The organism is Streptomyces sp. NPDC047017, from assembly GCF_040644175.1.
GTDB lineage: Bacteria > Actinomycetota > Actinomycetes > Streptomycetales > Streptomycetaceae > Streptomyces.
In genome coordinates this window covers 18,051-43,548 of the sequence record NZ_JBEYVW010000021.1, presented here as the reverse complement: position 1 = coordinate 43,548, position 25,498 = coordinate 18,051, and the positions used below count along the sequence as shown (strand labels likewise).

Here is a 25,498-nt window from a genome sequence, read left to right as displayed (position 1 = left end):
GCCCTCCGCCTCCCCGCCGCGCCCGAAGACGACCCCCGTCCCCTCACCCAGCAGAGAAGGCGCCATGTCCGACACGCCCATCGACGAGGTACTGACCGCCGCGAGCGAGGTGTTCGGCCCCCCGGTCACGCCCGAGGACGACTTCTTCTCCCTCGGGGGCGACTCCATCACCGCGGTCGAACTGAGCATCCGCCTGGAGGAACGCCTGGACACCGAGGTCGACGTCGAAGTGATCGTCGCCGCCCCGAGTCTCGCCGCCCTCGCCGCCGCGCTGGCGCGGCCGGTTCCCGTCCCGTCGACAGCCAAGCACTGAGGAAGCGCTGAGGAATCATGAAGCCCTATCTGTGGGACCCGTGGGCCACCGCGCGGACCGACCCGGACCGCGCGGCCGTGATCGCGGACGACGAGGAGATCACCTACGGCGACCTCGTCGGCCGGGCCGACGCCCTGGCCCGCGGCCTGCGCGCCCGGGGGCTGCCCGACGGCGCGACCGTGTCGACCGACCTCCCCACCGGGCCCGCCTTCTTCGCGCTGGCCCTCGCCGCGCTGCGCCACGGCTTCGGCCTGTTCCCGATCGACCGTGACCTGCTCGCACTCCCCCTGGGATCGTCCCTGCTCACATCGGTGGCCACGGCCGCGCACCTGTCCGCGCGACCGTGGGAAGGCGGCCCCGGCCTGCCCTGCCCCGTCTGGACCGACGCGGAGCTGACGGCGACCCGGGCGGACGGCACGGACGCGTCCGCGCGCCCGCCCGCCGCGGGCCGCCTGGTCTTCGCCACCTCCGGCACCACCGGACTGCCCCAGGCCGTGGCGCGCGCCCGCCCGCGCAGGCCGTACCAGGGCGTCGCGGTCGTCGAACGCTACGGCGCCGGAACCGGCCGCGGCCCTCACCTGATGGCCAACCCCACCTACCACCTGGGCACGCTGGGCCCCGCCCTGTACGCGCTCCAGGCCGGCAGCACGGTCGTCGTCCAGCGGTCCTGGTCCCCCGGCGCGTTCGCGGAACTGGCCGACCGGTACCGCGCGGACAGCGCCATGCTCAGCCCGGACCGGCTGACCGACGTCGTCGAGGCGGGCGAGGCACCGCACCACCGCTTCCAGGTCGTCTTCCACGGCGGGGCCGCCTGCCCGCCCTCGGTCAAACGCGCGGCCGTCGACCTGTTCGGACCGGTCCTGCACGAGTACTACGGCACCTCGCAGGGCGTCGTCACCGAGATCACCACGGCCGAGTGGCTGGCCAGGCCCGGATCGGTCGGGCGGCCCCTTCCGGGCATCCGGGTCGAGATCACCCGGGACGGCCGGCCGCTGCCCGCGGGCGAGACCGGGGACATAGGCATCCGGCCGCGGGCGGCCGACCGGGACCCGGCGGACGGGGACGTGCTGAAGACCGGCGACGTGGGCCATGTCGACGACGAGGGCTACCTGTTCGTCCTCGGCCGCGCCGAGAGCCCCCGGCAGATCCGGACGGCCCGCCTCGAACACGACATCCGCCTGCTGCCCGGAGTCACCGACGCGGCCGTCCTCGACGGTCCCGGTGACGAGCCGGTGTGCTTCGTGGAACACCGTGTCGGAAGCGCCTTCCAGGACCCGGTGCCCGCCATCGAGGCCACCGCGGACATGCTCGAACTGCCCTGCCCCCGCGTCGTCCTGGCGGCCCCCGGCTCCCTGCCCCGTACGCCCAGCGGAAAACTGCGGCGGGCCGTTCTCCTCACCCTGGCCGGGAGCGCGCCCCATGCCGTCTGACGGCAGCGAAGCCGGGCACCCCACGGGCACCGCCGCCGGATGGCTCCGGCGGCACGCCCGGCAGCGGCCGGACGCCATCGCCCTGACCCGCTGGGGTGAAGAGGGGATCGGTGACCGGCTGACCTTCGCCGAGCTGGGTCGCCTCGTGGAGGCGACCGCCCGCGCGCTGCGCCGCCGGGACCCGGCACCCGGGGAACGGGTGGTCCTGGTGCTGCCGAACGACGGGGCCTTCACCGCCGTCCTGCTGGCCGCGCTCGCCACCGGGCTCGTCGCGGTGCCCGCCCCCGTCCCGCGGACGACCCGCACGGAGGCGTTCGAGCAAGGACTGCGCGCCATCGCCGCGGACTGCCGCCCGGCCCTGGTGATCACCACGGAGGCGTGGCGGGACACCGTCCACCGCGCGCTGGGCGGCCCGGCCACCCGGCCCAGGGTCGCCACCTGGGAGGAGCTGCGGGCGGAGGGCGCCACCGCGCCCGTGCCCGGCGGCGCGCCCGTGCCGGGTGGCGCGCCCGTGCCGGGTGGCGCGCCCGTGCCGGGTGGCGCGCCCGTGCCGGGTGGCGCGCCCGGCGCCCGGGTGAGCCCGGTGAGCCCGCACGCGCCCGCCTTCCTCCAGTACACCTCCGGCTCGACCGGCTCTCCCAAGGGTGTGGTCGTCAGCCACCGCGCGCTGCTGGCCAGTTGCCGCCAGGCGGCCTCCTTCTACGGTGAGAGCCCGGCGGACGTCGCCGTGACCTGGGTGCCGCTCCACCACGACATGGGCCTGATCACCGGCGTCCTGAGACCGCTGTTCACCGGGTACGAGTCGGTGCTCATGTCCCCCGACTGCTTCGCCCGGCGCCCGGCGGAGTGGCTCCGCGCGCTCACCGCCCGCCGCGGCACGCTCTCCAGTGCTCCCGACTTCGCGTACGACCTGTGTGCGCGCCGGACCACCGACGCCGAGGCGGCCACCCTGGACCTGCGCACCTGGCGCGTGGCCCGCAGCGCCGGGGAAGTGGTCCGCGCCGCCACCGCCGAGCGGTTCACCGAGCGGTTCGCGGCCGCGGGGTTCAGGGCCGGAGCCCTGTGCCCCTCCTACGGCATGGCGGAGGCCACCCTCACCGTCACCGGCACCACCCCCGCCGTCCCGCCGCTCCGGCTCACCGTCGCCGCCGACGCGCTCCGCGCCGGCCGCGTGGTCCCTGCCGGGCCGGGAGCCTCCTCCGTCGCCCTGCTCTCCTCGGGGGTGCCGCTGCCCGGCACCCGGGTACGCGTCGGCGACGGCCGGCAGGACGAGGAGGGCGTGGGCGAGATCCATGTCCAGGGCCCGCAGCTGTCCCGCGGCTACTGGCGGGCGCCGGCCCGGCTCTCCCGCTGGCACGCCACCGGGGACCTGGGATTCCTGCACGGCGGCCAGCTGTTCGTCCTCGGCCGGTCCGACGACGTACTCGTCCACCACGGCCGCAACTTCCACCCGGTGGACATCCTCACGGCCTGCGCCGGCGTACCGGGCCTGAGACCGGGCCGGTGCGCGGTCTTCGCCGCCGCGGGCGGGGACTCCGGCGAGCGCCTGTGCCTGGTGGCGGAGGCGTCCGACGGACCCGGCGCACCGCCTCCCGCCCAGGTGGCCGCCCAGGTCCGGCGGCGTCTCGCGCAGGCCCTCGGCCTGTACGTGTCGGAGGTCGCCCTGCTGCCCAGGGGCGGCCTTCCCGTGACGACCAGCGGAAAGGTCCGGGTCCTGGAGACGAGACGGCGCTTCGAACAGGGCGCCCTGCCCGTCCTGTGGCCCGGCGTACCGCGGCGGGCACCAGCCGAGTACGAGAGGGAACGCACGTCATGAACATCGCACACGCCACGACACTGTCCCGGTGGGTCGGCGATCCGGCGGCCTTCGCCACCGGCCACTGGCGCCGCCGCCCCGGCGTCTTCACTCCCGACGGGCCTTTGGCCAGTCCCTTCACCCTGGCCGACGTGGACGAGGCCCTCGCCACCGGCTTCCTGCACGAGCCGTATGTGGAGATGACCGGCCCCGAGGGGCCGCTTCCCCCCGACGCCTACTTCTCGGCCCGCTCCGTCAACCACACCTCGTACGCCGGTTTCGCCGACCAGGGGAAGATCCGGGCGCTGATCGAGCGGGGTGCGACCCTGCTCATGCGCAGGGTCGACCAGTGGCACGGCCCCACCCGCGACCTGCTCGCGGATCTGTCGGCCGAACTCCGGCGGCCGGTGGAGGCGTTCTGCTTCGTCACGCCGCCGGGCGCGCAGGGGGCCCCGCTGCACCGCGACGACGCCGACGTGCTCGTCCTCCAACTGGGCGGCAGCAAGGACTGGCGGGTCCACGAGGGCCCGGCCGACGGCGACTGGCAGGAAGGGCGCGTGGACGGGGAACCGCCCGCCGAGGTCCTGCGCACCACCGTGCACGCCGGTGAGGTCCTGTACATTCCGCGCGGCTTCCCTCATGTGGCCGTCGGCAGCGAGGGCCTGTCCGCGCACCTGTCGCTGACGATCCGGGAGGTCCACAAGGGCGACCTGTTCCGCAGCCTGCAGAGGCTGTCGGCCAGGGCCATGGACGTCGAGGCCCGCCCGCTGGACGAGGCGTCCCTGCTCGCCGCCGCCACCGCCATGCTCGACCACATCAGCAAGGCGGTGGCGGACCTGACCCCTCAGGATCTGGTGGACCACGCGAGGCGGAGCAGGCTCGCCGCGCTGCCCGCGCCGGGCGTACCGGTCTCGCTCAGCGACCTGGCCGCCGGGCGCACCGGTCACCGGTGAGCGGGCGGCCCCGGGCCCAGGAGGTCAGCGGCGGGCCGGTCCCACGAGGCGGCCGGCCACGCCGTGACAGGTCATAGCTGGTTGCACGTTTCGCACTCCGAGCCCGTGCTGTTCCACACCGGACTTGCCTGGTCCCCGGCCAGCTCGTGGTGGCTCGCCGGGCCGGAGAACGGACGGTCCGGCGCCGCGCCGCTCAGCGCGCTCGCGCCGACGCCGCTCACGAGGACCGCCAATGCCAGCGCCGCGAACGAACGACACAGACGCGAAGACTTGTCACCCTTGCGCAAAGTCACTCTGTATGCCCATTTCTGTGGTGTTTCTGGACTGCGCGCCGCCGGGGTGTGCGGCGCTTCGCCATGATGGCAGCCCGCGATCAACGCCCGATCAATAAGCAGATGAGGCGGCGGCCCATTCGCAGGTGAGACGGCGGACCGTATGCGGGTGAGACGGCGGACCGTACGCGGGTGAGGCGGCGGACCTGGAGCACGGGCCTCACTGCGCGACGCTCCACTGCGCCGTGCAACCGCCCATGACCTCGGCGTCGTCGGCCAGGATCGCCTGGTGCAGCGCGTGCAGCTGCCGCCCCGGGGAGATGCCCAGCTCGTCGGCGAGAAGCTGGTACGCCTCGCGATAGGCGGCGAGCGCGGCACGGCGCTGGCCCGACCGCCACAGGGCCAGCATGAGACCGGCACGCAGCCGTTCCTGATGAGGGTGATCGGCGACCGCGGCGAGGAGTTCGGGAATGATCTCGAAATGCTGGCCGTCCGCGAGCTGGGCCTGGAAGTAGTTCATCAGCAGGCCGAGCCTGAACTGTTCCAGCCGGGCGGCCTCGCCCTGCATGAACAGGGTCTTGGTCAGGCCGCTCAGGGGTTTGCCCCGCCACAGCCGGATCGCCTCGCCCAGGAGCCCGGCCGCCTCTCCGGGCGCGCCGTTTCGGAGCTTCTCCTTGCCGAGCTGCCCCAGCCGCCGGCACCGCTCCAGGTCCACTTGACCGGATTCGGCCGAGAGCTGGTAGCCGTCGCCCGTGGTGATCAGGCGGATGTCGGCCGCCCGGTGGAACTGCCTGCGCAGCCGGCTGACGTACAGCTGTACGTTCTTCCTGGCGCTCGACGGCGGACGCTCTCCCCACGTGGCCTCGATGATGTCGCCGACCGACACATGCCGGTTGACGTTGAGGCACAGGTAGGCGAAGAGGATCTGCGGCTTCGCTCCGCCCGGGGACATGGTGACGCCCGACACGAGGATCTCCAGCGGCCCGAGGAGGTTCAGCTGTGTGAGGCCGGGCTCGGCCGCCGTGCCGCGGGCGGCACCGGTGCGAAGCATTCCGTCGTTCAGCCATGCGCTGGGCGCGAACTCCACTCCTACCCCATTCTGTGAAACGGTGACACGTGATCGGCTTGTCTGCCGGACGGGGAGCGGCGGACCGGTCTGTCCCGGTCCCTACTTGACGAACTCGTCGGCGACCCGGGGCGGCCAGGCGTTGGTCTTCAGGATTCCCGTCGAATAGGCGTGCGCGATCAGCGCCACCCGGTTCGGTATGTCGAACTGCCGCAGCATGCGGGAGATGTGGTATTCGACGGTCTGCCGGCTGATGAACAGGCGCGACGCCAGGAATTCCGAGGTCAGTCCGGCGGCGGTCCCCTCCAGCACCTTCGCCGCCATCTCGCTGATGCTCGGGCCGGCGCTCACGGCCCCTTGAGCGGGTACGCCCGCGGGGAGGGCGAGCTGAATGGCGACAGCCCTGTTCGGTGAACTGCCGTGCAGGGCCGTCGCGGTCAGGACGGCGTCGAGCGGCGGGGTGGACCGCCGCAGCAGTGCCGTCGCGTGGCTGAACTGGTCCCGGGTGCCGGCGAGCAGCTGGTGCAGGTGCTGGTCGAGGGTCGCGCGGAGGTCCGGTGCCACGAGGTGGCGGAACGGTCTTCCGTGCAGTTCCTGACCCGCGGCTGCGAACTGCCGGAAGAATTCCGGACTTCCGTACTGCACCTGTTGCCTTCGGTCGAGAAAGACCAGGACCTCCCTTCCGGTGATCAGCGAAGAACGATTCATCCGTGCTCCTGTGGCTTACGACTGCACCCTGGCCGACCCGGGTGAAACCGACGCGGGCTCCGTCCTGACGGCTCCCCGCCGACGGACCTCCCCGGCGGAAGACGTCCACCACCATGCTGGCGCACGGTGATCAAGTCCTGATCAGTGACGAATCCAGAGCGCCGGGGCCGACCGGCGGAACGCACGGCACGAGGGGGGACGATCTGACGTCGCCGTCGACTTCCCCGGGCACCTCACTTCACCGCCGAGAGGGGCGCCTGACCGCCGCGAGCGCCCGCGTCCTGGCCGAATTCGCGGCCCAGGCGGAGTTCACATGCCCGGTGCCAGGGTCCCGCCGACGGGGACCAGCCTGGTTTCGTAGGCGACCACGACAGCCTGGGCGCGGCTGCGGAGGCCGAGTTTGGTCATGAGGTTGTGGAGGTGGGTCTTGACGGTCGACTCGGTTACGTGGATCCGGCGGGCGATGTCGTCGTTCGCCATTCCCCTGCCGACGAGTTCCAGTACTTCGATCTCCCGCCCGGTGAGCTGGTCCAGCGCGGTCATGGCCGCCGGGCGGGCCGCGGGTGCGTGGACTTCGATGAGGTGTTTCAGCCGGGCGGGTGCGATCAGGAGGTCGGCGTGGAGGGTGGCCGACACCGCGTCGAGGAGCTGTCCGGGCGGCATGTCCTTGAGGAGGAATCCGCTGCAGCCGGCCTTGAGCGCGGCGTAGACGTAGTCGTCCGTGTCGTAGGTGGTCAGGACGAGAATGCGGGGGCGGGGCCGCAGGTCGAGGTCGAGGATCTGCCGGGCGGCGCTGAGCCCGGTCATGCCGGGCATGCGGATGTCCATGAGGATGACCTCGGGCCGCAGGCCGCGGGCGCTCTCGATCGCGGTCGGCCCGTCGACCGCCTCGCTCACCGCGGGGAGTCGGGGGTTGGTTCGCAGCAGGGCCACGATTCCCGCACGGATCAGGTACTGATCGTCGACCACCAGGATCCCCGGCACGGCGTTCTCCCCCGATCTGCGCCCCGCGAGTGCGGCGGGCGCCCACTGTTGTGGTGCAGGTCCGGTCAACTGTCCAGAGGGATGAGCGCGCGTACCGCGAAGCCCCCCTGTGTGCGCTGCCCCGCGGTCAGGGAGCCATTCCAGATCCTGACGCGTTCGCGCATGCCGATCAACCCGGCACCGGAGCCCGGCGGGACCGTTTTCCGGTCAGTTCTGCTCCCGCCGTCGTCCACCACGCTGATCCGCAGGACCCCTGGCGCGCAGGTGACGCTGACCTGTGCGCTGGTCGCGGCGGAGTGCTTGATCACATTGGTGAGCGCTTCCTGCACGATGCGGAAGGCGCACCATTCGATTCCGGGGTGCAGTGCGGGCGGCAGGTCCGCGATGTGCGTGTCGACGTGGAGGCCGGAGGCTTCCATGTCCTGTGCCATGCGGGGGATCCAGGCGATGCCGGGGAGCAGCTCGCCGGGCGGGATCTCGGTGTGCGCGTCGTGGGCGCGCAGGACGACCAGGAGCCTGCGCAGTTCGTTCATGGCCTGGCGTCCTGCCCCGGCCACGGTGCGCAGGGCTGTGTGGGCGGTCGCGGGGTCGGTGGAGAACACGTACTCGGCCAGCCCCGCTTGCAGGGTGACGACCGTCATGTGCTGGGAGATGGCGTCGTGCAGTTCGCGGGCTATGCGCAGCCGTTCGTCGGCGACCGCCTGCGCCGCCTCCGTCTCCTGCCGGCGCGCCAGCAGTTCGGTGAGCCGGCGCAGTTCCGTGTTGCGGTCGGCCAGCAGCCGCTGTCCGCGCCCGAGGAGGGCCGCGACCACCGGCACGATCAGGGCCTGGACGGCGATGACCACGGGGTGCAGCCGCGCGGCGCAGCCGCTGTACGCGGTGGCCGCCGCGGTCAGCCCGGCGCCCGCCGCCGTGCGGGTCCACGGGCGCCGCGCGGCGAGGTTGAACAGGGCGATCGCCGGTATCCAGGAGTTGAGTGACGGCTGGTATCCCAGGGCCAGATAGCCCGTCACACCCGCCGTGCACAGCACGAGAGTCACTGTCGGCGCGTCCCGCCGTGCCACCAGCGGCAGCGCCGCCGCGCAGGTCCATGCGCAGGCCACGGCATCGAACGCGGGCCATGGGGCCGGGTGGTAGAACGCCCCCGCCAGGCACCCGCTCACCGCCAGTGCCAGCGCCAACGCGATGTCCACAGCTCTGCGCACCCTCATCTCCCCGCTCGCGGCCGTCATGGTGACACACCCCGCCCTCCGGGATCGTCGGCCCGAGAGCCAGAAGGGCGTACCTCCCTGGTCCACGCGCGGTACACCGCCGGCCGCAGCGAGGCGGCGTCTGTACGCCGCAGGTTGAGACGGGACTCGACCGGCCGTCCGATGACTCGGCCGGCACAGCCTCCTAGGTTTGCCCGCAGCACCACCAGCAACGACCGCCTCCGGGCTGCCGGCACCGGACAGGACCGGCGCCGAGTCCGGATCAGGAGCCCGCTTCTGCCCGATCCGCAGAACCGAGGAGAGGAAGTGCCCCAGTGAAACTCCGCACTCGCTTGGCTGTCGCGACGTCCGCGCTCACCCTGGCCGCCACCGGTGTGCTCGCCGGCACCGCCACGGCCGCCCCGGCATCGGCTCAGGCGCAGACCTGCGTGGCCGGGTACTACTGCGTGTGGACCCTCGACAGCTACGAAGGCACCCGCTACGCCTACAAGGACAGCAACCCGAGCTGGCGGAATTACGGCAGCTGGCACAACGACCAGTCCTCCTGGAACTCCGGCACCTCCGGCATGGGCGTGCAGCTCATCGGCGACGGCGGCAGGGTCCTCGGGTGCCTCCCCCAGAACCACGGGTGGTGGCACCACAACCCCGCCAACAAGGGGGAGGGCAACAAGTGGACCTGGGCCTGCTGACAGAGCCGTTCGGCGTCTGTTAGAGACCTCCGTCACAGTCCGATCGACCGGCCCCGGGGCCACTCGGCTCCGGGGCCGGTTCCCGCCGAGGAGAAGGCCCTGTCATGCCCCCCGGAATCCGACGAACCAGGCACGTGGCCGCCGCGGTGAGCGCCTGGGCCCTGTGTGCCGCCCTTCTGACGTCGTGCTCGGGCGGTCCCGCCCGGCCTGCGCCCCTCCACGGCCAGGACGTCGCCGCCGTACGAGGCGACAACCGCGATCTGAAGCGGCTGTTCGACGCGAAGGAGGCACTCACGCGCCGGTGCATGACCGCACGCGGCTGGGTCTACGAGCCGAATCGGTGGCAGCCTCCGGAGCCCGCCGACAAGGCGCAGGACTGGCGTTACGGCGACGATGTCCCGTTGCACCGCAAGAGCGGCTACGGCCTCGCAGCCGGCGCCCGCAGCGCACCCGCCTCACCCGACGACGCCTACGTCGAAGGTCTCTCGCCCCGGCGGCGGACCCTCTACACCGACGCGCTGATGGGCACCGCCGCCCATCGTGTCGACGCCACGCTGCCCAACGGCGAAGTGGTCTTCCTGTACACCGACGGATGCCTGTCCCGGGCAGAACAGGACCTGTACGGGGATCTCAGGAAGTGGCTCGTCGCGAGCACTGTGGTGGCCAACCTCCCCTACGAGGTCGACGACCTCATCGCCAAGGACCGGCGGCTGGCGGCGACCGTACGGCCGTGGAGCACGTGCATGACCCGGCGAGGTCTGCGCTACGCGACACCGCAGGAGGCCCGCGGCCGGATCGCCGCCTCCTACGAAAAGGCCGCCCCCGCCGCCCGGGCGGACGTACGGAGGCAGGAGACGGCTCTGGCGGTGGCGGACGCCGAGTGCGATCGGCTCACCGGGCGGGCTCGCGTCGTGCGCTCCCTCGATGCCCGCTGTCGCGACCGGATCGAAGAAGAGCGGACACCTGAGATCCGCGCGTACCGGCAAGCCGTCGACCGCGCCCTGAAACGGCTGGGGACGGCGGCGACGCCACGTCCCTGACGAGCGCACGTGCACAGGAGGCGGACGAGGCGGTGACCGCGCCGGTGATCGTTTCGCAGGGGGCGGCCACCGGGTCGTCACCGGGGCCTACGACAATGCTCGATCATGAACACTCTTCCTTCCCTGCACCAGGTGGCCCCCGGCGTCCACATGTGGTCTCCCGGCGTCCACAACGCCTGGGGCTTCGCGAACTGCGGCCTGGTCACCTCCGGTACGGACGCGCTCGTGATCGACACCCCGTACACGCCGGCGCTCACCCGGGTGTTCCTGGACGCGGCGCGGCAGGCCGCTCCGGGCGCCGGCTTCGACACGGTCGTGGCCACCCACGGCAACGGTGACCACACCTGGGGCCTCCAGTGCCTCCCGGGTGCCGATGTCATCGCGACGCGCGGCACCCTCGATCATCTGTGTCACGAGCCGACGCCGCAGCAGTTGCGCGCGCTCGCCGAGAACACGGACCCGGGAACGCCGCTGGGCTGGTATTTCCGGGAGCACTTCGGGATATTCGACTTCGCCGGCATACAGGTCGTTCCGCCGACTCGAACCTTCGAAGGCCGCCTGGACCTGACCGTCGGCGACATCCCCGTGGAACTCCACGAAGTCGGCCCGGCCCACACCGCCGGCGACCTCGTCGTCCATCTCCCCGAACAGCGCGTCGTGTTCGCCGGCGACATCGTCTTCAACGGCGACCATCCCTCCCACTGGGCGGGCCCGCTGGAGGCCGTCTCCACCGCCTGCGAGCGCATCCTCGCTCTCGACCCCGAGTGGATCGTCCCCGGTCACGGACCGCTTCTCGACCCGGCCGGCCTGCGCGCCCACATCGACTACCTCGACGATCTCGCCGACCACGCGCTTCTCCTGCACGGCCAGGGCAAGACGCCCGTGGAGGCCGCGGAGATCCTCCTCGCCGAGGACCGCTATCCCGGACTCGGGCTGCCGGAGCGGCTGGCCATCACACTCGCCGCCGAGTGGCGTCACCTGGACCGCGACACCTCCGCCCCCGACCTCGTCGCCGTCACCGAGGCCGCCTCACACATCGCCTGGCGCCGCTCCCAGGCAGTATCTGCCGCGCAGTGACACACGCGGGCCCCGCCGACCTCCCGCCTCCGGTGGGGCCCACGTCACCTTCGTGGTCGGTGTGCGGGGAGGGGCGGTCTCTCGCCGGCTCGGTCCTGGTCAACCCCCACCGCCAAGCTCCGCTGAGCTTGTTCTTTATCTACCCACATGGCCTTGCAGCCGATCTAACGCTGATCGTGCGCGGGGTTGGGGAGCTTGGTGTAGGTGCGGGTGTCGTGCGTATCGGTGACGTCGATGACGACACCGGTTCAGTGCTCGGTGGGGATCTCGACGGTGCCCGTGGAGTAGGTGCCGTCTTCGAGCATGTTCTCAGTCAGGTGGACGCCGGTGAGCTCTTCCGCGAGTGCGACGTAATTCTCCAGGTCGTAGGCGCCGGTTTCGAGGTCGAACCCCGTCTGGCGCATGAGGTCGAGGAGGTGGTCCGGTGTGCTGCCTTCTCGATGGAGGGGACCTTCGAAGCGAGTGCGCAGCTCACCGTCCTCCCACCAGGAGAACAGGGACATGGCGTTCGGGCTGCGGAAGTGCGAGACGCCGCGGGTGCCGCGAGTGGCGTGCTTCATCGCATCGGTGTGGATCTCGATGCCGCCGTTGATCTCGAGGGCCAGGACCCAGTCGGTGTCTTCGTCGTGGACCAGGGCGGCGCCGACGAACATGCGGTCGCCCCAGTCGTCCTGATCGTCCTGGAATTCTCGGTCCCGGGCGATGAAGTCGTCGAAGCCGTCGCAGTCTTCCTGCGGCTGGGCGCCGATGCGGTCGAGGTACTCACGCGGAGTAAGCCCGCGAACCAGCGTCAGGGTGTAGCCCTCAAGCAGGAAGCCGCGGTGGAAGTCGCGGAGCCAGGAGCGGTCGGCCGATTCAGCGTTCATGGGTGGCCATGGTGCCAGGTGCCACTGACAGGCCACCGGCCAGCCGCCGCAGCCCGTCACGGCCGACTATCGGCCTCACTTGTTCTCCCGACCATCCATAGGCGCAGCGTGCTGGGGCGACGGAACGGACTCGGCTTGCTCTATATCTACCAAGATCGGCCGGGTCTGCCGATGGCCTTGAGGGTCTCGGGGCGTTTGACGGTTTTGCCGACGTCGTAGCGGGGCGCGGGGTGCCGGTTCTTGGTGCCGGGTGGGCGTCCGGGGCCGGTGCCGCGGGGTTGGGGAACACGGGCCGGGCAGAGCAGGTGGGCTCGGATGTTCCTGAACCCCCGGCGGACCCGGGCCGGGGTGAGGCGTTCGGGCTTGGCCGGCTTCTCCCAGGGGCGACGGAGGTCGGCGGCCAGCGGCCGGGCGAGGCGGAGTTGGGTGTGGGCCGCGACGACGAGCCACGTCCACCGGTCCGCGGCCTCGGGAGTACGGACCTTCGGGGTGGTCCAGCCGCGAGTCTGCTTTGTGAACCTGAAGGTGTGCTCAAGGTCGAATCTCCTGAGGAACACCTGCCACCACAGATCCACGTCTGCCGGGGAGGCGCCGGTCTTGGAGGACCACAGCCAGACCGGCGGTGCTTCCCGTTCCTTGGAGAGGTGCTCGACCTTCAGCCGGACCAAAGTGCCCTCAACGAGGGGGAGTTCACCGTCATGCTCCAGCCAGGCCGAGCGGTGGGTCAGCCTCGGGTGGACACGGTCCCACGCCTGGGCCTCGGCCTTGCCGTAGTTGGCGGTGTCGGCGACGGTGGTGATCGCCGCTTCGGGCCAGGTCTCGGGTTGGGCGAAGCGGAACTCCTTGCCGTGCTTCGGCGGCCGTCCGCCCTGGGGATAGGCCAGGGCGTATGCCTTGGCCGAGGGCTTCGGCAGCCGCATCACCCGGTCGCTGCGGACCCGCCCGACCAACTCAACAGGAAGATCCCGCAGGACCCAGGCCAGGCGGGTGACGTCGTAACCCGCGTCCATGACGATCGTGATGTCCGGGTCACCGGGCGCCCACTGGCCGGCTGAGATGAGCCGCTCGGCCACGGCGCGGAGCTGGGCGGCGGTGACTGCGGTCGCATCGTCTTCGGGTCCGAGCCGGACCACGTCCAGAACCGACGTCCACGAGCTGGCTCCCGGTTCGAGGACGGCGACGAAGGAGTACGGCCACCCTGGGATGAACTGGGAGGCGGACTTCGCCCGGCCGTAGACGTGGCAGAACAGCCGGTCCGCCGAGCACGGTGCGTCCGAGCGCAGCCACGGCGACACGTCGACCGCCAGCACCAGGCGGCCGCCCTCGAACCGGGGCAACGGCAGCCCGGCGAGCACCCTCGACGCCGATCCTGCCCTGGTTGAGGGCTCCGTACAACGCTCCGTGCCCACGCCGGTGCTCGGGCACCATCGTCAGGTCCACCGGCGAGGTGACCGGCCCCTCGACGCACAACAGCGCGTCGGTCAGTTCGAACAGTTCGTCACGTCGGGCGGTCAGACACTCGTAGAACTCTGCTCGGAAGCGTGACGCTTCCGCTAACGCTTCCCGTCGGACATCCGGGCACATCACACTCATGACAACGGCCTTCGACTGGTTCTCCTCGTGACGGAGCACAGGATCAGACGAAGGCCACCCTCATGTCCGGCGAATGCCCAGGTGAGTGACCTCGTTCGGGACACCGTTCGAGGCCAGAAGAAAAAGAACAAGCTGAGTGCCTGTTCCATATCTCCGGTTCTGGGTGACGTTGGTGCCTATAGGCTGGGTCAGCGTCCGACGGTGCCCGGCGGCCCGGAGGGCGGGTGTGTGGGGGCTGTACTGAACGACTGAGGCCGAGAGCGAGTCCGCCACTATCTACCTCGCCGGACTCCACATCGCCGCCATCTTCATGCCTCTACGATCTTCGTATGAGCGAATGGGAGCTGGCAGGCGAAGAGCTGTCGACCGCCCGACTGTCACTGCGGCGTCCGACCGAAGCCGACATCGATGCAATCTTCGCGATCCACAGTGACCCCGCAACCTGCCTGCACAATCCCTCCGACGCCCTCGCCCGATCTGAAGAGGCCGAGGAGCTCTATCAGCGCTGGAACAACCAATGGCGGAGCTGCGGATACGGGTACTGGGTCGTCCGACGTCACAGCTCTGCCCGGCAATTGGGGTTCTGCGGGGTCAAGCCCATGGACCTGAATGGCATGAACGTTCTGAACCTCTTCTACCGTTTCGCCGCCTCGGCATGGGGCCAGGGCTTCGCCAGCGAGGCGGCGACCGCAGTGACCGACTGGGTATCGCGCCACGTTCCCGACCTCCCGCTGATCGCCCGAGTCCGACCAGCTAACGCTGCCTCGCAGCGCGTGGCGGTACGTGCCGACCTGATGCGGGCAGAACACCTCGACGGCCCCGGATACGACGGCTTCGACTGGATCTACGCAGCGAAACTGCCTGGCTGAGCGCACTCCGAGTGTGTGGTCCCTCGCCGAAGACCGTTCAATGTTCCGAGCTGAGCCACAAGGTAGGCCGGCATCCGTTCTGCCGCGAGCGGTATCCGGCCAGGCGGGGAAGCGTTAGCTGGCCGCTGCCTGCCGACCCGCTCGCGAAGGCATCCTCTGACGATTCAGTCCGCGGACGCCACCGCGTCCTGGCCGCCTTCGACTACTGACCTGCGACAGGCTGAAGATCGCTTTGTCTATCGTTGCGCGCCTGGCGCACGTGCACCGCAACTGATCAACTGGGTGAACGCGACGGGGATCTGGCAGCCACTCGGGCCACCAACCGCGAGCTGATGTCCCAGCTCAACAGCACCTCAGGCCGATGCCGGTGAAGCCAAGAGCGGAAGTCACCGGGTCGTAAGCGAGGCCTGGCTGCGACTGAAGATCCTATCGAGGTGGTACTGGAGTGCCGCGGTGGCAGACTCCGGCGTGCGCTGCCCGACGAGGATGCTGGTGCCCATGGTTGCCGTCATGGCAAGCAGGCTGATCGCCTCAATGCGAGCGTCGGCTCCAGCATCGGCTTGGCCCATCTCCTGTGCCTGTTGGATCAGCCGGGTGAGGGCATTCTCGGCGGCGTCAGGGTTGTCGATGAAGGGCTGGGCGGCGAGGCTCTCGTCGGTCACGGACAGGATCGAGTAGGAGCTGTAGAGAAGGTGGAAGATTCGGCTCTCCTCGTCGGTCGGCAGCGCGGCCAGCAGCAGAGCCTCGATGGTCGCGCGGGGGCCCGGGTCTTGGCCGGCAGCGGCGAGGCTGGCGCCGACGCGTGCGGTGAAGCGGTCGGTCAGGTGTTGGAGGCCGTGGAAGAGCAGCTTTTCCTTGGTCTGGAAGTAGTACTGCACCAGGCGCAGTGAGACGCCCGCCTCGGCGGCGACGTCGCGCATGCCGACCGCGTGCAGGCCCTGTCGGCCTGCGACCTGGATGAGTGCTTCAGCGATCTGGGTGCGGCGTTCATCGTGGTCCACGAGCTTGGGCATCCGTGGTGTCTCCGGCCGTGGTGGGTTGGTGGGATCCCTGTTCGCCGTCTGGTCCGGCTCGAGGGCTTCTTTTCATGGTACCGCCGTATCACCACCATGGTACGGTCGTATCATAAAGAGCGGATCTCACGGAGGTAGCCCATGTCCGAGAACACGCCCGGAACGCGCCGCGACATTGGGCGTTACGTCAACGACCAGTTGCGCGACCGCTACTTCGCCGCCTGCGACGTGCTTTACGCGAAGGGCGCACCGATCCGCTCCGAGACCGACGTGGAGACGAGCTTCGGGACGACTCACGTCTACCGGTACGGCCCCGCGGACCCGGCGGCCGAGTCCCGTACGCCGGTCGTCCTGATCCACGGCTCGGGCGGTTGCTCCGCGATGTGGTATCCCAACACGGCCGCGCTCAGCGCCGATCGCCCCGTCTACGCCCTTGACACCCCCGGCGACCCGGGCCGCAGCATCCACCGCGAGCCGATGTGGCAACCCGAGCGGGCAGCCCAGTGGATGGACGAGGCCTTCGACGCACTGGGCCTCGACAAGGTCCACCTCGTTGGCTCCTCCTACGGCGGCTGGCTCGTCATCAACCAGGTCTACCGCCGGCCCGAACGGCTCGCCTCAGTCACCGCCCTCGACCCGGGCGGGCTGGAAAAGGTGGGGCTCCGCTTCTTCGTCTGGATCTTCGCCAGCCTCTTCGCCACCTTCGCTCCCAAGCGGCTGCGCCCGGCCCTGGCCAAGTGGCTGGAACAGCCGGTCATATCCGACCCGGATCTGCGCACCTGGATCCAGGCCGGCGTGAAGGCCTTCCGGATACGCCGTCCCGCTCCACTGCCGCTGTCCGACGCCGAGCTGGGCTCCATCCGGACGCCGTTCTACCTGATCACGGGTAAGCGCAGCCTGCTGGTGCACCCGAAGCGTCAGCTCGAACGCGTTCCCCGGGTGATTCCCGGCGCCCGCGCCGAGATCGTCGCTGCGACCGGACACGGGCCGCAGATCGACCACCCCGACCTCGTCAACGCCCGGATGCTGAGTTTCATGGAGGACATCGACTCCCTCCACCCGGCGACGCCCCGGGACGTCACCGATGCCTAGCCGGTGAAACATCCGGAACCACTCGCTGGGCGTCAAAGGGAGACAGCAAAAACCTGGACCTCTCGACAATCGCTGTGGGCCTTCGCCCAGGTCACGAGCTGTCCGGCATAGCCGGAGTCGGCCCAGACGATGGTGATTTCCGGGTGCATCAGCCGCAGCCGGAACAGGATTTCCTTCGCGGCGTCGCGGTCGGTCATGTCGGCGGAGGTAACCATGACGAACAGCGGCAGGCCCTTGGTGTCCACGACGAGGTGCCGCTTGCGGCCGTTGATTTTCTTCGCGCCGTCGTAGCCGCGGGAGTCCTTCCCGACGGTCTCGGCGGCTTTGACGGACTGGGAGTCGATGACGGTAGCGACCGCGCCGGGGGCCCGGCCCATCTCGCGGCGGATGCGTTTGCGCAGATGGTCGCGGATCTGCCCGATGATGCCGGTCGCCGCCCAGCGGGCCATGAAGTTGTAGCAGGTCCGCCAGGGCGGGAAGTCGCTGGGCAGGGCCCGCCACTTGCAGCCGGTGTCGACGACGTATCGGATGACGTCGACGATCTCCCGGCGGGGGTGCTTCTCCGGGCGTCCCCCTTTGGGGGAGTCGCAGGCCGGGGGCGGCAGCAGGGACTCGATCAGGGCCCATTCGTCGTCGAACGTGTCGGAGGGGTAGCAGCGGCGCCGCGGCAACTTCTGTTCCCTCCCTTTCAAGGACGGGACTGGGCCGGCCGCTTCACGGCCGGCCCAGCCGGTCAGGCGTCGATGTAGTCGGCGATCACGTCGAGCGTGGACTCGACCGAGCTGAGCTGGGTGTTCAGGTGTTTGATCCACCGGCCCTTGGGCTGCTGGGCGGCGTGTGGGGCGACGACGCCGGTGATGAAGCGGCGGATCTCGGTGAGCTTCTCCCGGATGATCGCGACCTCGTATGCCTGGAGCTCGGCCGGGTCCGAGCAGAACTTGTAGCCGTCCACCCGGGTCCAGATCAGCGGGGGCCAGCCGCGTTCGGCGATGGTGTCCCGCAGGCAGGCCGGGCCCGCGCGGGCCTGGCTGGGCGACAGCTCACTGGATCTGACCAGCTGGTTGAAGGCCAGACCGGCCGGGCGGGCCTCGAAGAGTACGAACCGGACGGTGTCGGTATGTCGCTGGGCGGCGGGCGATCTGCGCTGGGAAGCGCGAGGCATCGCCTACTCACCTTGCAGCAGGCGGGCCAGCTCGCCGTCGACGTCGACCTGGCCGGTGTCCACCGCGGTCTCGATCCAGTCCAGCGTCGCCCTCACTCGTGCGACGTTCTCGTGGACGATCGTGCGTTCGTCGTCGCCGAGCTAGCGGTCGCGTATACCCGGGACGACCCGCCCGGTCGCCGCGACGAACGAGTGGCAGGCGGTGACCAGGTCCAGGAACTCCACCGACCGGTCGATGTTGCGGATGGCCGGCGCGACGGGACTGGTCTCCTCGAAGTGCTCGCGGGCCTGCCGACCGCGCTCGACCTGGGCATGGTTGACCTGGTGGCGGGCGGTGTCGTCGGACATCGCCCGGAACGCGACGTCCGGACGCCGGAGCAGGCCGGTGGTCACCTCGGCCGCGACGTGCTCATCGCGGGTCAGTTCCTCCACGACTTTCACCTTGTCCGCCTTCGTGACCCGGGCGACCACCTCGGGCCGGCGCAGGAAGTCCGGGGCGACGGCCGCCGCGACCTTCTCCTCACGGGTCAGTTCCTCCACCACCCGGACCTTGTCCTCCTCCTTGACCTGCGCGACGACCGCCGGACGCCGCAGCAGATCCCCGGTGACCTGGGCGGCCACCTTCTCGTCCTGGGCCAGGGTGTGAATCGCGCTGACCTTCTCCTGCGGAGTGACGGGCTTGACGACCTGACGGCCCGTCCGGCGTTTGGCCTCATCCGGAGTCCACCGGGCCTTGCCCTCGGGCGGGGTGAGGATGGTCGCCCACCGTTCCTCGTCGTCGACGATGCCCGCCAGGATGTTGTGGACCGTGAAGGACACCCCCTGAGCCCGGCGGTCCTCCGGCCACCTCGACGCCGTCCACCGCGCGGTCTTCACCGTTAAGTACGACAGCCCGATGTCCTCGGACAGGCGGAACAGCGAGTCCTTGACCGTGAACAGCTCATCGGCCGGCGCCGAGCCGCCGTGCTCGCGCATCGGCTCGACCTCCAGGGCGTAGTCGCCGATCGTGAACTGGATACGACTGGCCGTCTCAACCAGTTTCCGCAGCTCAGCCACGATCTCCGCATAGCGGTTCGCGCTAACGCTGCCGACCTTGCCACTCGTCTCCATCTCATCGGGCATGGCATCCACCACCCACCGCGGGGCCGGGGCACGGCCCCGCGGCCGTGACAAGACCCGGCCCGCTTCCTGGGCCGAGAGTCAGACCGATAATGCGACGATCGCAACGAAAGACCGCAATTAACCAGGTTCTGACCGAAGTTGGGGTCCGGATGCGTTCGCGATGCGGTCACTGTGAGCGTTCGCCGAACGTTTCCTTCCGGGCCCTCCAGGCCCTCGTGACGCACGGCCGTGAGCAGTAGACCGCGTTCGAACGGCGGTCGACCCCGGCCACCCAAGTGGCCCCGTAATTGGGGCACTTGGCCTCGCCAGCACCGCTCAGCTCCCCGGCCACCCGCTTGCGCAACCGGCGGTCCCGGCGCCACTGCCTGGAACGACATGCAGCCGAGCAGTACACAGCATCGGGCCGTGCTCCCGGCCACAGCCGTTCACCACAGCCCCCGCACACCCGCTCCACGGCACGCCTGCCGTCCTCGGACACCCCGCCAGCGTAGAGCCCGAGGCCGCTCAGCAAGCCGGTTTAGGAACAGGCACGAGACCCGCCGACGTTCACTGAGACAGGCAGGCGGCTCCGGCGCGCGGCGCCCGCCCGGCACCCGGCGCGCGGCCCGCCGGTGTTACGCCGGGGAGCCGCCGTCAGAGGTCTCGGCGGGGGACCCGGAGGCGGCCCCGGAGGGGGACTCGTCCCGCAGTGCCGCGCGCATGGTGCGCAGTCGGCGGTTCTGCAAGTTGCTCATCCAGAGCATCCACCCGCCGAAGACCACGGTGAACACCGCCATGCCGATGGTCTGCCGCCGGCCCGAGGTGAAGGCCGTCAGTACCGTGATCGAGACGAACAGCGCCGCCAGGAAGAGGAGTGCCGTCACGCGGTGACGGCTGCGGTGCAGCCGCTGCTCGACGAGAGCGCTCATCGCCCGGCGTTCCCGAGGCTCCGCCGGCACCTCGCCCTTGCGCAGCTTCTGGTCCAGCGACACCACACCGTCCGTCGTACCGCCCGTGGCCCGCTTCTCCCTGCGCCGCGCGGTGGCGGCGACGCCGATCCCCCCGAGGGAGATGGCGGCGGTGCGTGCCGCCACCTCGGCGAACGACCGTCCCGGGAAGACCAGCATGAGCAGCGCGGCGGCGACGAGCACGGACAGGAGGGTCTGTGCCCACAGGTGCCTGGCCAGGAAGACGTTGATCCGTTCCACGCCCCCGCCCCCTCAGATCCGCTTCGTGCGCCGGACCGCGGCGAGCCGCACCGCGCACACGATCGCCGCCAGGACCCACGCCACCGCGCAGTACCCCCAGGCCGTCACCCCTCGTACGGCGCCGACCGCGCTCGCCACCGCCCACAGCGCCAGCACGGCGCACAGAGCGGTCCACGCGATGTCGGCGACCCGGACGCGCAGTTGCGCACGCTGTCTGGTGCCGGGCTTCAGCGCGCCGAGTGCGCGGTCCCCCGTCTTCTCCTCCGGTACCACTAGCTGTCACTCCTCCCAGACCGACTGAACCTCCCGACTACCCGGGCCCCGGGGACGCATTCGGTAAGTACGCCCGTACATATGGACGTTGGCGCTCCGGATCAGCCGTGGGCGCGGTCGACATCAGCCGTGGGCGCGGTCGACGGCGGAGGCCCTCGCCGTCAGCCGGGCCCGGGTCCGGGTCATGAGGACGACCAGGGCGGTGAGGGTGACGCCGGTGGCGCCGGGTGTCGTGCGCGACGAGACCGTCCACGAGGTGGGACGGCTGATCGACGACGGGCTGATCGACCTCGCGCCGCCCCGACATTTTCACCTACCCCGCATCGACAAGAGGGGCATCCACTGAGGCACCGTCCGCAATGACACGTCCCCGACCGCGACGGGCCCCTGAGTTCCACGCGGGGTGACTCACGCGGTGCGCGGCCGGGCACGGCGGTACGGTGCGCGAGATCATGGGCATGTCCGCTTGCCGGGGTACGTTCACTCGGTGACGACGTCGGCCATCATGGCCGTGTCCTCGCGTCCGAGGTCGTAGCGGCGCCGGTGGCTGTGTCGGTGTCGGTGGCGGAGTCCGTGTCGGTGTCGGAGAGGCGGGTGCGTCGCCGCCGGTGCGGGCGTCGCGGTCCCCGCCGGGGTCTCGTGACCTGGGGCTTCCGCTCTCCGCCGGGCGCACGCCCTCCCACGGCTGCGCCCCGGGCGGCGGCAGGACCCGGGCCCGGCCGAAGCGCGGCACGCTCGTGGTCGACGGCCGCCGCACGGTCCACGGTCTCGTGGCACCGTAACGGCGCGCCGCGCCCGTCCGTCCGCCGGTTCCGGCAGGACGGCTTCGCCGCTCCCCTCGGCCCCGGACCAGGCCGCCGGCCCCACCGGTTCCGGGCCCAGGCGTGTTACAACTTGAGCTTCGGCTTCCGCAGCCGGTCGCAGACGGCTGTTCCGTCCAGAACGGCCGCGCCGCCTTGTCTCCCGGACCTGTCCGCCCTTGTGCTCGTCACCGGAGTATCGCGGTGGGTGAGAGGTCTCTGAGAGGAGGAGGCGTGGTGGAGAGCAGTCCGGACGCACCGCTGGAGACCGCCGGCCGGCTGAAGGCGGCCGAGGCGCTGGCTCGCGTGAGCGCGGGCGTGTATGCCGTGGACGGGAGCGGACACATCGTCTGGGCCAACGCCCGGGCCCTGGAACTGCTGGCCCTCTCCCCCGGCGACGTGATCGGGCGGGACGCCCACGATCTGCTGCACCGCGACGCCCACGGGCGCCCGGTCACCCGGGAGTCGTGCGACCGGTCCCGGAAGCCGTCGGCCCGGCGCATGCTCCGGACGGACCGGGCCTGGTTCCCCCGGGGCGACGGCACCCTGCTGCCCGTCCAGTGGTTCTCCCTCCCCTGCGAGCCGGGCGACGAGACGGTGGCCGGACTGATCGCCTTCCATCCCGTCGAGGACTCACCGCAGGGTGCCGCGCGGCCGGCCGTGGCGGCGCGTGCCCTGTCGGAGACGGAACGGCTGGAGCTGCTGGCCGACACCACCGCCCAGCTGATCTACAACGTCGACGTACACGAATCCCTGTTCCAGGTGGTGCGGCTGATGCTGCCCCGGCTCGCGGACTGGGCCGTCGTCGACCTGATCACCGAGACGGACGAGGTCACCCGCTCCCTGGTCGTCCAGGCCCGGGACGGCGCGTTGCACGTCCGCGAGGACCTACAGGGGCCCATGCCGCCGGTGCCCGAGACGTCCACCATGCCCCTGTCCAGGGCGCTGCGCGGCGCGGCCTCCACGCTCGCCGGGCCCGAGACCTACGAGGTGCCGCCCGACACCGGCATCGCGGTGGAGCAGGGCAAGCTGTTCAAGGTGACCGGTATCCGGACCGCCGCCATCGTCCCGGTGCGCGGCCCCCGCGAGGTGCTCGGCGCCCTCACGCTGGGACGCACCGGCCGCGACGAGGCCTTCACTGCCGCTGATCTCGCCCTCCTGGAGGACATCGCCCGGCGCGTCGGCATCGCCCTGGAGAACGCGCGCCACTACCAGCGCCAGCGCCAGGTCGCCGAGACCATGCAGCGCTATCTGCTGCCCCAGCTCCCGCGCCTGTCCGGGGTCGAGATGACCGCACGGTACCTGCCCGCCCCGGACGCCTCGCACGTCGGCGGTGACTGGTACGACGCCTTCACGCTCCCGTGCGGGGACACCGCGCTGGTCATCGGCGACGTCGCCGGTCACGACCTGGAGGCGGCGGCCGGCATGGCCCAGCTGCGCAACATGCTGCGCGCCTACACCTGGGCGCAGGACCAGCCGCCGTACCGCACGGTCGAACGCCTGGACCAGGCGATGGGCGCCATCACCACCGTCCGCATGGCCACCCTGACCCTGGCCCGCCTGTCCGTCGACGACACCGGCCGCCGTACGCTGCGGTGGACCAGTGCCGGGCACCCGCCGCCACTGCTCGTGGACCACGAGGGAGTGACCTCCTACCTGGAGGGCGGCAACGGCCTGCTGCTGGGCACGGCCTCTGCCCGTCCCCGCTCCGACGCGTGCACCGTCCTGCCGCCGGGCTCGACGCTCGTGCTCTACACCGACGGCCTGATCGAGTCCCGCCGGGAGTCCCTCGACGCCGGACTGGAGCGCATGCGCCGGCACGCGGCCTCCCTGGCGCACCGGTCCCTGGACTCCTTCGCCGACCACCTGCTGGCCCGCACCCGCCCGTCCGACAACGACGACGACGTCGCCCTGCTGGCCGTACGCATCCCGCTGCCCGGCCGCGCCCAGCGCCGTGACCGGGAAGGCTGATCGGGTCTGGCTGATGCCGTCGGACCGCACCGCGTCCTGCGGGCCGTACCGCGACTCCCGCTCCGAAAACGCTCGGTCGCCTGACGGCAGGGAGGCGGCCCGCTACGCGGTGCGGTGCACCAGGCCGTCCAGGATGAGGGTCAGGCCGGCCTCGAATGCCGACTCGTGGTCGATCACCGGCATGTCCGCCGACGCGTCCGAGCCGTCACCCGGGCCGGCGTCCGCCTGTTCCTCCAGGACACTGCCGACCGTGAAACGGCCGGCGGCCAGCATCGCCAGCTGCGCGTCCCGCTCGGGCACTCCGGAGGTGACCAGGAATTCCATCTTGCGGCGGACCCGGTCGAGGTCGTTGACCGGGGTGCTGCCCGCGTGGAGGCGTGCGCCGTCCCGGCGCCTCAGCAGGGTGCGCCGGAAACTTCGCGTGTTGTCCAGGAACCAGGCGCGCCAGTCGTCGCCGGGCACCGGCAGCGGGGCGGCCGCATGCGGTGCCATCGCCGCCTCCGCCATGGCGGCGAGGAGGTCCTTCTTGGTGCGGAAGTACCAGTAGAGCGAGGGCTGTTCGACGTCCAGCCGCTTCGCCAGCCGCCGCGTGCTGACCGCGTCCAGCCCGACCTCGTCGAGCAGGTCGAGCGCTTCGGAGACGACCATCTCCCGGTTCACCTTGGTCACGTTGACAAATCTATCACTGATAGATGACCCTGAAGCCGAATCATTCACTGATAGATTCTGGAGTGCTGGTCATGGCTGACGGATCGGGAGCACGCCCCCTGCGCGTCCTTGTCGCCGGCGGCGGCATAGCGGGCCAGGCGCTGGCCTTCTGGCTCACGCGGGGCGGCCACAGGGTGACCGTCGCCGAACGCTTTCCGGCGCTGCGGGCCACCGGGGCGCAGGTCGACCTCCGGGGGCAGGGCATCGAGGCCGTCGCGCGGATGGGGCTTCTCGACGCCGTCCGCGGCAAGCTGGTGGACGAGGCGGGCGTCGCCTTCGTCGACGCGCGGGGCAGGGCGAAGGCGACGATCATGGCCAACACCTCCGGCCGGGGCCGGCAGACCCTCACCTCCGAGTACGAGATCATGCGCGGTGATCTGGTACGCGTCCTGCACGACGCGTCCAAGGACGACACCGAGTACGTCTTCGGCGTGAGCGTGGACGGCTTCGAGCAGGACGAACAGAAGGTCGTCCCGCACTTCTCCGACGGGTCGACCGGCGAGTTCGACCTCCTGATCGGCGCCGACGGGCAGGGATCGCGCATCCGGCGGGCGCTCCTCCCCGCGGGCTTCGACCCGTACCGGCGGCTCGGCATCCACATGGCCTACTGGTTCGTCCCGCGCACCGCGTCCGACAGCACCATCCGGGACACCTACATGGTCCCGGGCGGCCGTCAGATCATGCGCCGCAGCCACAACCCGACCGAGACCCAGGTGTACTTCGTGCTGCGGGAGGAGTCCGCGGAGGCCACGGCGATCCACCGGGAACCCGTCGAGCGCCAACGGGAGTTCTGGGCGGGCAGGTTCCGCGACGCGGGCTGGCAGACCGAGCGCTTCGTCGACGGCATGCGGACGAGCCCCTTCTTCTACTCCCAGGAGATCGTCCAGGTCCGCACCGGCACCTGGTCCAAGGGCCGTGTGGTCCTCGCCGGCGACGCCGCCCACTGCGCCTCCCCCTACAGCGGCATGGGCGTCTCCGGCGGCCTGGTGGGCGCCCATGTCCTGGCCGGTGAGATCAACCGGCACCCGGGCGACCTGCCGACCGCACTGGCGAACTACGACCGCGTGCTGCGGCCCTTCGCCGACGCGATCCAGCGCGGGGTCAATCCGCGTCTTCTGCGCCTGGGCCTGCCGATGACCCGGCGTGCGATCGACGCCTTCCAGGCCGCCACCGCGCTGGCCTGCTTCCTGCGCGTTCCCGATCTCGCCGCACGCTTCTCGAAGGAGGACCGCGGCGGCGACTGGCGGCTTCCCGAGAACCCGGCACCGATCGGCAGCGCCGCCTGAAAGCGGCCGGGGCCGGGC

General features: G+C 70.9%; 22 protein-coding genes and 3 pseudogenes. 12 read left to right on the top strand and 13 right to left on the bottom strand.

Features of this window, described 5'->3' with window-relative positions:
- Nucleotides 1-64 precede the first annotated feature (64 nt).
- Genes ABZ858_RS29805 through ABZ858_RS29790 form a run of 4 tightly spaced genes read left to right on the top strand, consistent with a single transcriptional unit; the run spans nt 65 to nt 4,491 of the window.
- Nucleotides 65-313 (top strand): acyl carrier protein, encoded by a 249-nt coding sequence (locus tag ABZ858_RS29805; protein WP_361385350.1) that lies wholly within the window; start codon nt 65-67, stop codon nt 311-313.
- A 17-nt stretch (nt 314-330) separates the two neighbouring features.
- Entirely contained in the window at nt 331-1,743 is a 1,413-nt protein-coding gene (locus tag ABZ858_RS29800) for an AMP-binding protein (protein WP_361385347.1), read from the top strand.
- Nucleotides 1,733-3,559, top strand: a complete 1,827-nt coding sequence (locus tag ABZ858_RS29795) for an AMP-binding protein (protein WP_361385344.1) — start codon at nt 1,733-1,735, stop codon at nt 3,557-3,559. The genes ABZ858_RS29800 and ABZ858_RS29795 overlap by 11 nt, the downstream gene beginning before the upstream one ends.
- On the top strand, nt 3,556-4,491 hold the full coding sequence (locus tag ABZ858_RS29790; protein WP_361385341.1) for a cupin domain-containing protein: 936 nt from the start codon (nt 3,556-3,558) through the stop codon (nt 4,489-4,491). The genes ABZ858_RS29795 and ABZ858_RS29790 overlap by 4 nt, the downstream gene beginning before the upstream one ends.
- A 492-nt stretch (nt 4,492-4,983) precedes the next feature.
- On the opposite strand, the gene ABZ858_RS29785 is transcribed toward ABZ858_RS29790, so the two are convergent.
- The 4 genes from ABZ858_RS29785 to ABZ858_RS29770 form a co-directional block, all read right to left on the bottom strand.
- On the bottom strand, nt 4,984-5,814 hold the full coding sequence (locus ABZ858_RS29785) for an AfsR/SARP family transcriptional regulator (protein WP_361385338.1): 831 nt from the start codon (nt 5,812-5,814) through the stop codon (nt 4,984-4,986).
- A 117-nt stretch (nt 5,815-5,931) separates the two neighbouring features.
- Nucleotides 5,932-6,537 carry a LuxR C-terminal-related transcriptional regulator gene (locus tag ABZ858_RS29780; RefSeq protein WP_361385335.1) on the bottom strand — a complete coding sequence of 202 codons (606 nt, stop codon included), beginning with the start codon at nt 6,535-6,537 and terminating at the stop codon, nt 5,932-5,934.
- A gap of 309 nt (nt 6,538-6,846) precedes the next feature.
- On the bottom strand, nt 6,847-7,521 hold the full coding sequence (locus ABZ858_RS29775; protein ID WP_361385332.1) for a response regulator transcription factor: 675 nt from the start codon (nt 7,519-7,521) through the stop codon (nt 6,847-6,849).
- Nucleotides 7,522-7,586: 65 nt separating this feature from the next.
- Nucleotides 7,587-8,726: a sensor histidine kinase gene (locus ABZ858_RS29770; RefSeq protein ID WP_361385329.1), complete on the bottom strand. Its 1,140-nt coding sequence runs from the start codon at nt 8,724-8,726 to the stop codon at nt 7,587-7,589.
- A gap of 338 nt (nt 8,727-9,064) precedes the next feature.
- Here ABZ858_RS29770 and ABZ858_RS29765 point away from each other — a divergent pair, with 338 nt between their 5' ends.
- The 3 genes from ABZ858_RS29765 (at nt 9,065) to ABZ858_RS29755 (ending at nt 11,538) form a co-directional block, all read left to right on the top strand.
- The gene (locus ABZ858_RS29765) at nt 9,065-9,421 is read left to right on the top strand and encodes a peptidase inhibitor family I36 protein (RefSeq protein ID WP_361385326.1); all 357 of its coding nucleotides are present in this window, start codon (nt 9,065-9,067) and stop codon (nt 9,419-9,421) included.
- Nucleotides 9,422-9,726: 305 nt separating this feature from the next.
- The gene (locus ABZ858_RS29760; RefSeq protein WP_361385324.1) at nt 9,727-10,461 is read left to right on the top strand and encodes a hypothetical protein; all 735 of its coding nucleotides are present in this window, start codon (nt 9,727-9,729) and stop codon (nt 10,459-10,461) included.
- Nucleotides 10,462-10,566: 105 nt separating this feature from the next.
- Nucleotides 10,567-11,538 carry an MBL fold metallo-hydrolase gene (locus tag ABZ858_RS29755; protein WP_361385321.1) on the top strand — a complete coding sequence of 324 codons (972 nt, stop codon included), beginning with the start codon at nt 10,567-10,569 and terminating at the stop codon, nt 11,536-11,538.
- 248 nt (nt 11,539-11,786) lie between these two features.
- Here ABZ858_RS29755 and ABZ858_RS29750 read toward each other — a convergent pair whose 3' ends face one another.
- Both ABZ858_RS29750 and ABZ858_RS29745 read right to left on the bottom strand, forming a co-directional pair.
- On the bottom strand, nt 11,787-12,404 hold the full coding sequence (locus ABZ858_RS29750; RefSeq protein WP_361385318.1) for a DUF6461 domain-containing protein: 618 nt from the start codon (nt 12,402-12,404) through the stop codon (nt 11,787-11,789).
- Between the two features lie 146 nt (nt 12,405-12,550).
- A pseudogene (locus ABZ858_RS29745) lies at nt 12,551-13,997 on the bottom strand (NF041680 family putative transposase).
- Between the two features lie 329 nt (nt 13,998-14,326).
- On the opposite strand from ABZ858_RS29745, the gene ABZ858_RS29740 reads away from it, so the two are divergent.
- Complete coding sequence (locus ABZ858_RS29740) at nt 14,327-14,866, top strand: GNAT family N-acetyltransferase (protein WP_361385315.1); 540 nt, start codon at nt 14,327-14,329, stop codon at nt 14,864-14,866.
- Between the two features lie 386 nt (nt 14,867-15,252).
- Here the strand turns inward: ABZ858_RS29740 and ABZ858_RS29735 are convergent, their stop codons facing one another.
- Entirely contained in the window at nt 15,253-15,879 is a 627-nt protein-coding gene (locus ABZ858_RS29735) for a TetR/AcrR family transcriptional regulator (RefSeq protein WP_361385312.1), read from the bottom strand.
- A 141-nt stretch (nt 15,880-16,020) separates the two neighbouring features.
- Between ABZ858_RS29735 and ABZ858_RS29730 the strand changes: the two genes are divergently transcribed.
- On the top strand, nt 16,021-16,971 hold the full coding sequence (locus ABZ858_RS29730) for an alpha/beta hydrolase (protein ID WP_361385309.1): 951 nt from the start codon (nt 16,021-16,023) through the stop codon (nt 16,969-16,971).
- A gap of 74 nt (nt 16,972-17,045) precedes the next feature.
- On the opposite strand, the pseudogene ABZ858_RS29725 reads toward ABZ858_RS29730, so the two are convergent.
- The 5 genes and pseudogenes from ABZ858_RS29725 to ABZ858_RS29705 form a co-directional block, all read right to left on the bottom strand.
- Nucleotides 17,046-17,642, bottom strand: a pseudogene (locus ABZ858_RS29725) (IS5 family transposase); the annotation flags it as partial.
- A 62-nt stretch (nt 17,643-17,704) separates the two neighbouring features.
- The gene (locus tag ABZ858_RS29720) at nt 17,705-18,133 is read right to left on the bottom strand and encodes a RacP protein (RefSeq protein ID WP_361385306.1); all 429 of its coding nucleotides are present in this window, start codon (nt 18,131-18,133) and stop codon (nt 17,705-17,707) included.
- Between the two features lie 3 nt (nt 18,134-18,136).
- Nucleotides 18,137-19,255, bottom strand: a pseudogene (locus ABZ858_RS29715) (DUF6192 family protein).
- A 614-nt stretch (nt 19,256-19,869) separates the two neighbouring features.
- Nucleotides 19,870-20,442, bottom strand: coding sequence for a hypothetical protein (locus ABZ858_RS29710; RefSeq protein WP_361385303.1), 573 nt, complete (start codon nt 20,440-20,442; stop codon nt 19,870-19,872).
- A gap of 12 nt (nt 20,443-20,454) precedes the next feature.
- The gene (locus tag ABZ858_RS29705; RefSeq protein WP_361385300.1) at nt 20,455-20,715 is read right to left on the bottom strand and encodes a hypothetical protein; all 261 of its coding nucleotides are present in this window, start codon (nt 20,713-20,715) and stop codon (nt 20,455-20,457) included.
- 184 nt (nt 20,716-20,899) lie between these two features.
- Between ABZ858_RS29705 and ABZ858_RS29700 the strand changes: the two genes are divergently transcribed.
- Both ABZ858_RS29700 and ABZ858_RS29695 read left to right on the top strand, forming a co-directional pair.
- A complete protein-coding gene (locus ABZ858_RS29700) occupies nt 20,900-21,061 on the top strand; it encodes a hypothetical protein (protein WP_361385297.1) in 162 nt (53 codons plus the stop codon).
- A 760-nt stretch (nt 21,062-21,821) separates the two neighbouring features.
- Complete coding sequence (locus ABZ858_RS29695; protein ID WP_361385641.1) at nt 21,822-23,486, top strand: SpoIIE family protein phosphatase; 1,665 nt, start codon at nt 21,822-21,824, stop codon at nt 23,484-23,486.
- A gap of 102 nt (nt 23,487-23,588) precedes the next feature.
- Here the strand turns inward: ABZ858_RS29695 and ABZ858_RS29690 are convergent, their stop codons facing one another.
- Nucleotides 23,589-24,155, bottom strand: coding sequence for a TetR/AcrR family transcriptional regulator C-terminal domain-containing protein (locus tag ABZ858_RS29690; RefSeq protein ID WP_361385294.1), 567 nt, complete (start codon nt 24,153-24,155; stop codon nt 23,589-23,591).
- 71 nt (nt 24,156-24,226) lie between these two features.
- Between ABZ858_RS29690 and ABZ858_RS29685 the strand changes: the two genes are divergently transcribed.
- Complete coding sequence (locus ABZ858_RS29685; protein WP_361385291.1) at nt 24,227-25,480, top strand: FAD-dependent monooxygenase; 1,254 nt, start codon at nt 24,227-24,229, stop codon at nt 25,478-25,480.
- Nucleotides 25,481-25,498 lie beyond the last annotated feature (18 nt).

Excerpts from the sequence above, each read along its gene's own strand:
- ABZ858_RS29805 (WP_361385350.1), top strand. The coding sequence starts at position 65 with ATGTCCGACACGCCCATCGACGAGGTACTGACCGCCGCGAGCGAGGTG.
- ABZ858_RS29800 (WP_361385347.1), top strand. The coding sequence starts at position 331 with ATGAAGCCCTATCTGTGGGACCCGTGGGCCACCGCGCGGACCGACCCG.
- ABZ858_RS29795 (WP_361385344.1), top strand. The coding sequence starts at position 1,733 with ATGCCGTCTGACGGCAGCGAAGCCGGGCACCCCACGGGCACCGCCGCC.
- ABZ858_RS29790 (WP_361385341.1), top strand. The coding sequence starts at position 3,556 with ATGAACATCGCACACGCCACGACACTGTCCCGGTGGGTCGGCGATCCG.
- ABZ858_RS29785 (WP_361385338.1), bottom strand. The coding sequence starts at position 5,814 with ATGCTTCGCACCGGTGCCGCCCGCGGCACGGCGGCCGAGCCCGGCCTC.
- ABZ858_RS29780 (WP_361385335.1), bottom strand. The coding sequence starts at position 6,537 with ATGAATCGTTCTTCGCTGATCACCGGAAGGGAGGTCCTGGTCTTTCTC.
- ABZ858_RS29760 (WP_361385324.1), top strand. The coding sequence starts at position 9,727 with ATGACCGCACGCGGCTGGGTCTACGAGCCGAATCGGTGGCAGCCTCCG.
- ABZ858_RS29755 (WP_361385321.1), top strand. The coding sequence starts at position 10,567 with ATGAACACTCTTCCTTCCCTGCACCAGGTGGCCCCCGGCGTCCACATG.
- ABZ858_RS29750 (WP_361385318.1), bottom strand. The coding sequence starts at position 12,404 with ATGAACGCTGAATCGGCCGACCGCTCCTGGCTCCGCGACTTCCACCGC.
- ABZ858_RS29740 (WP_361385315.1), top strand. The coding sequence starts at position 14,327 with ATGAGCGAATGGGAGCTGGCAGGCGAAGAGCTGTCGACCGCCCGACTG.
- ABZ858_RS29735 (WP_361385312.1), bottom strand. The coding sequence starts at position 15,879 with ATGCCCAAGCTCGTGGACCACGATGAACGCCGCACCCAGATCGCTGAA.
- ABZ858_RS29730 (WP_361385309.1), top strand. The coding sequence starts at position 16,021 with ATGTCCGAGAACACGCCCGGAACGCGCCGCGACATTGGGCGTTACGTC.
- ABZ858_RS29720 (WP_361385306.1), bottom strand. The coding sequence starts at position 18,133 with ATGCCTCGCGCTTCCCAGCGCAGATCGCCCGCCGCCCAGCGACATACC.
- ABZ858_RS29700 (WP_361385297.1), top strand. The coding sequence starts at position 20,900 with ATGAGGACGACCAGGGCGGTGAGGGTGACGCCGGTGGCGCCGGGTGTC.
- ABZ858_RS29685 (WP_361385291.1), top strand. The coding sequence starts at position 24,227 with ATGGCTGACGGATCGGGAGCACGCCCCCTGCGCGTCCTTGTCGCCGGC.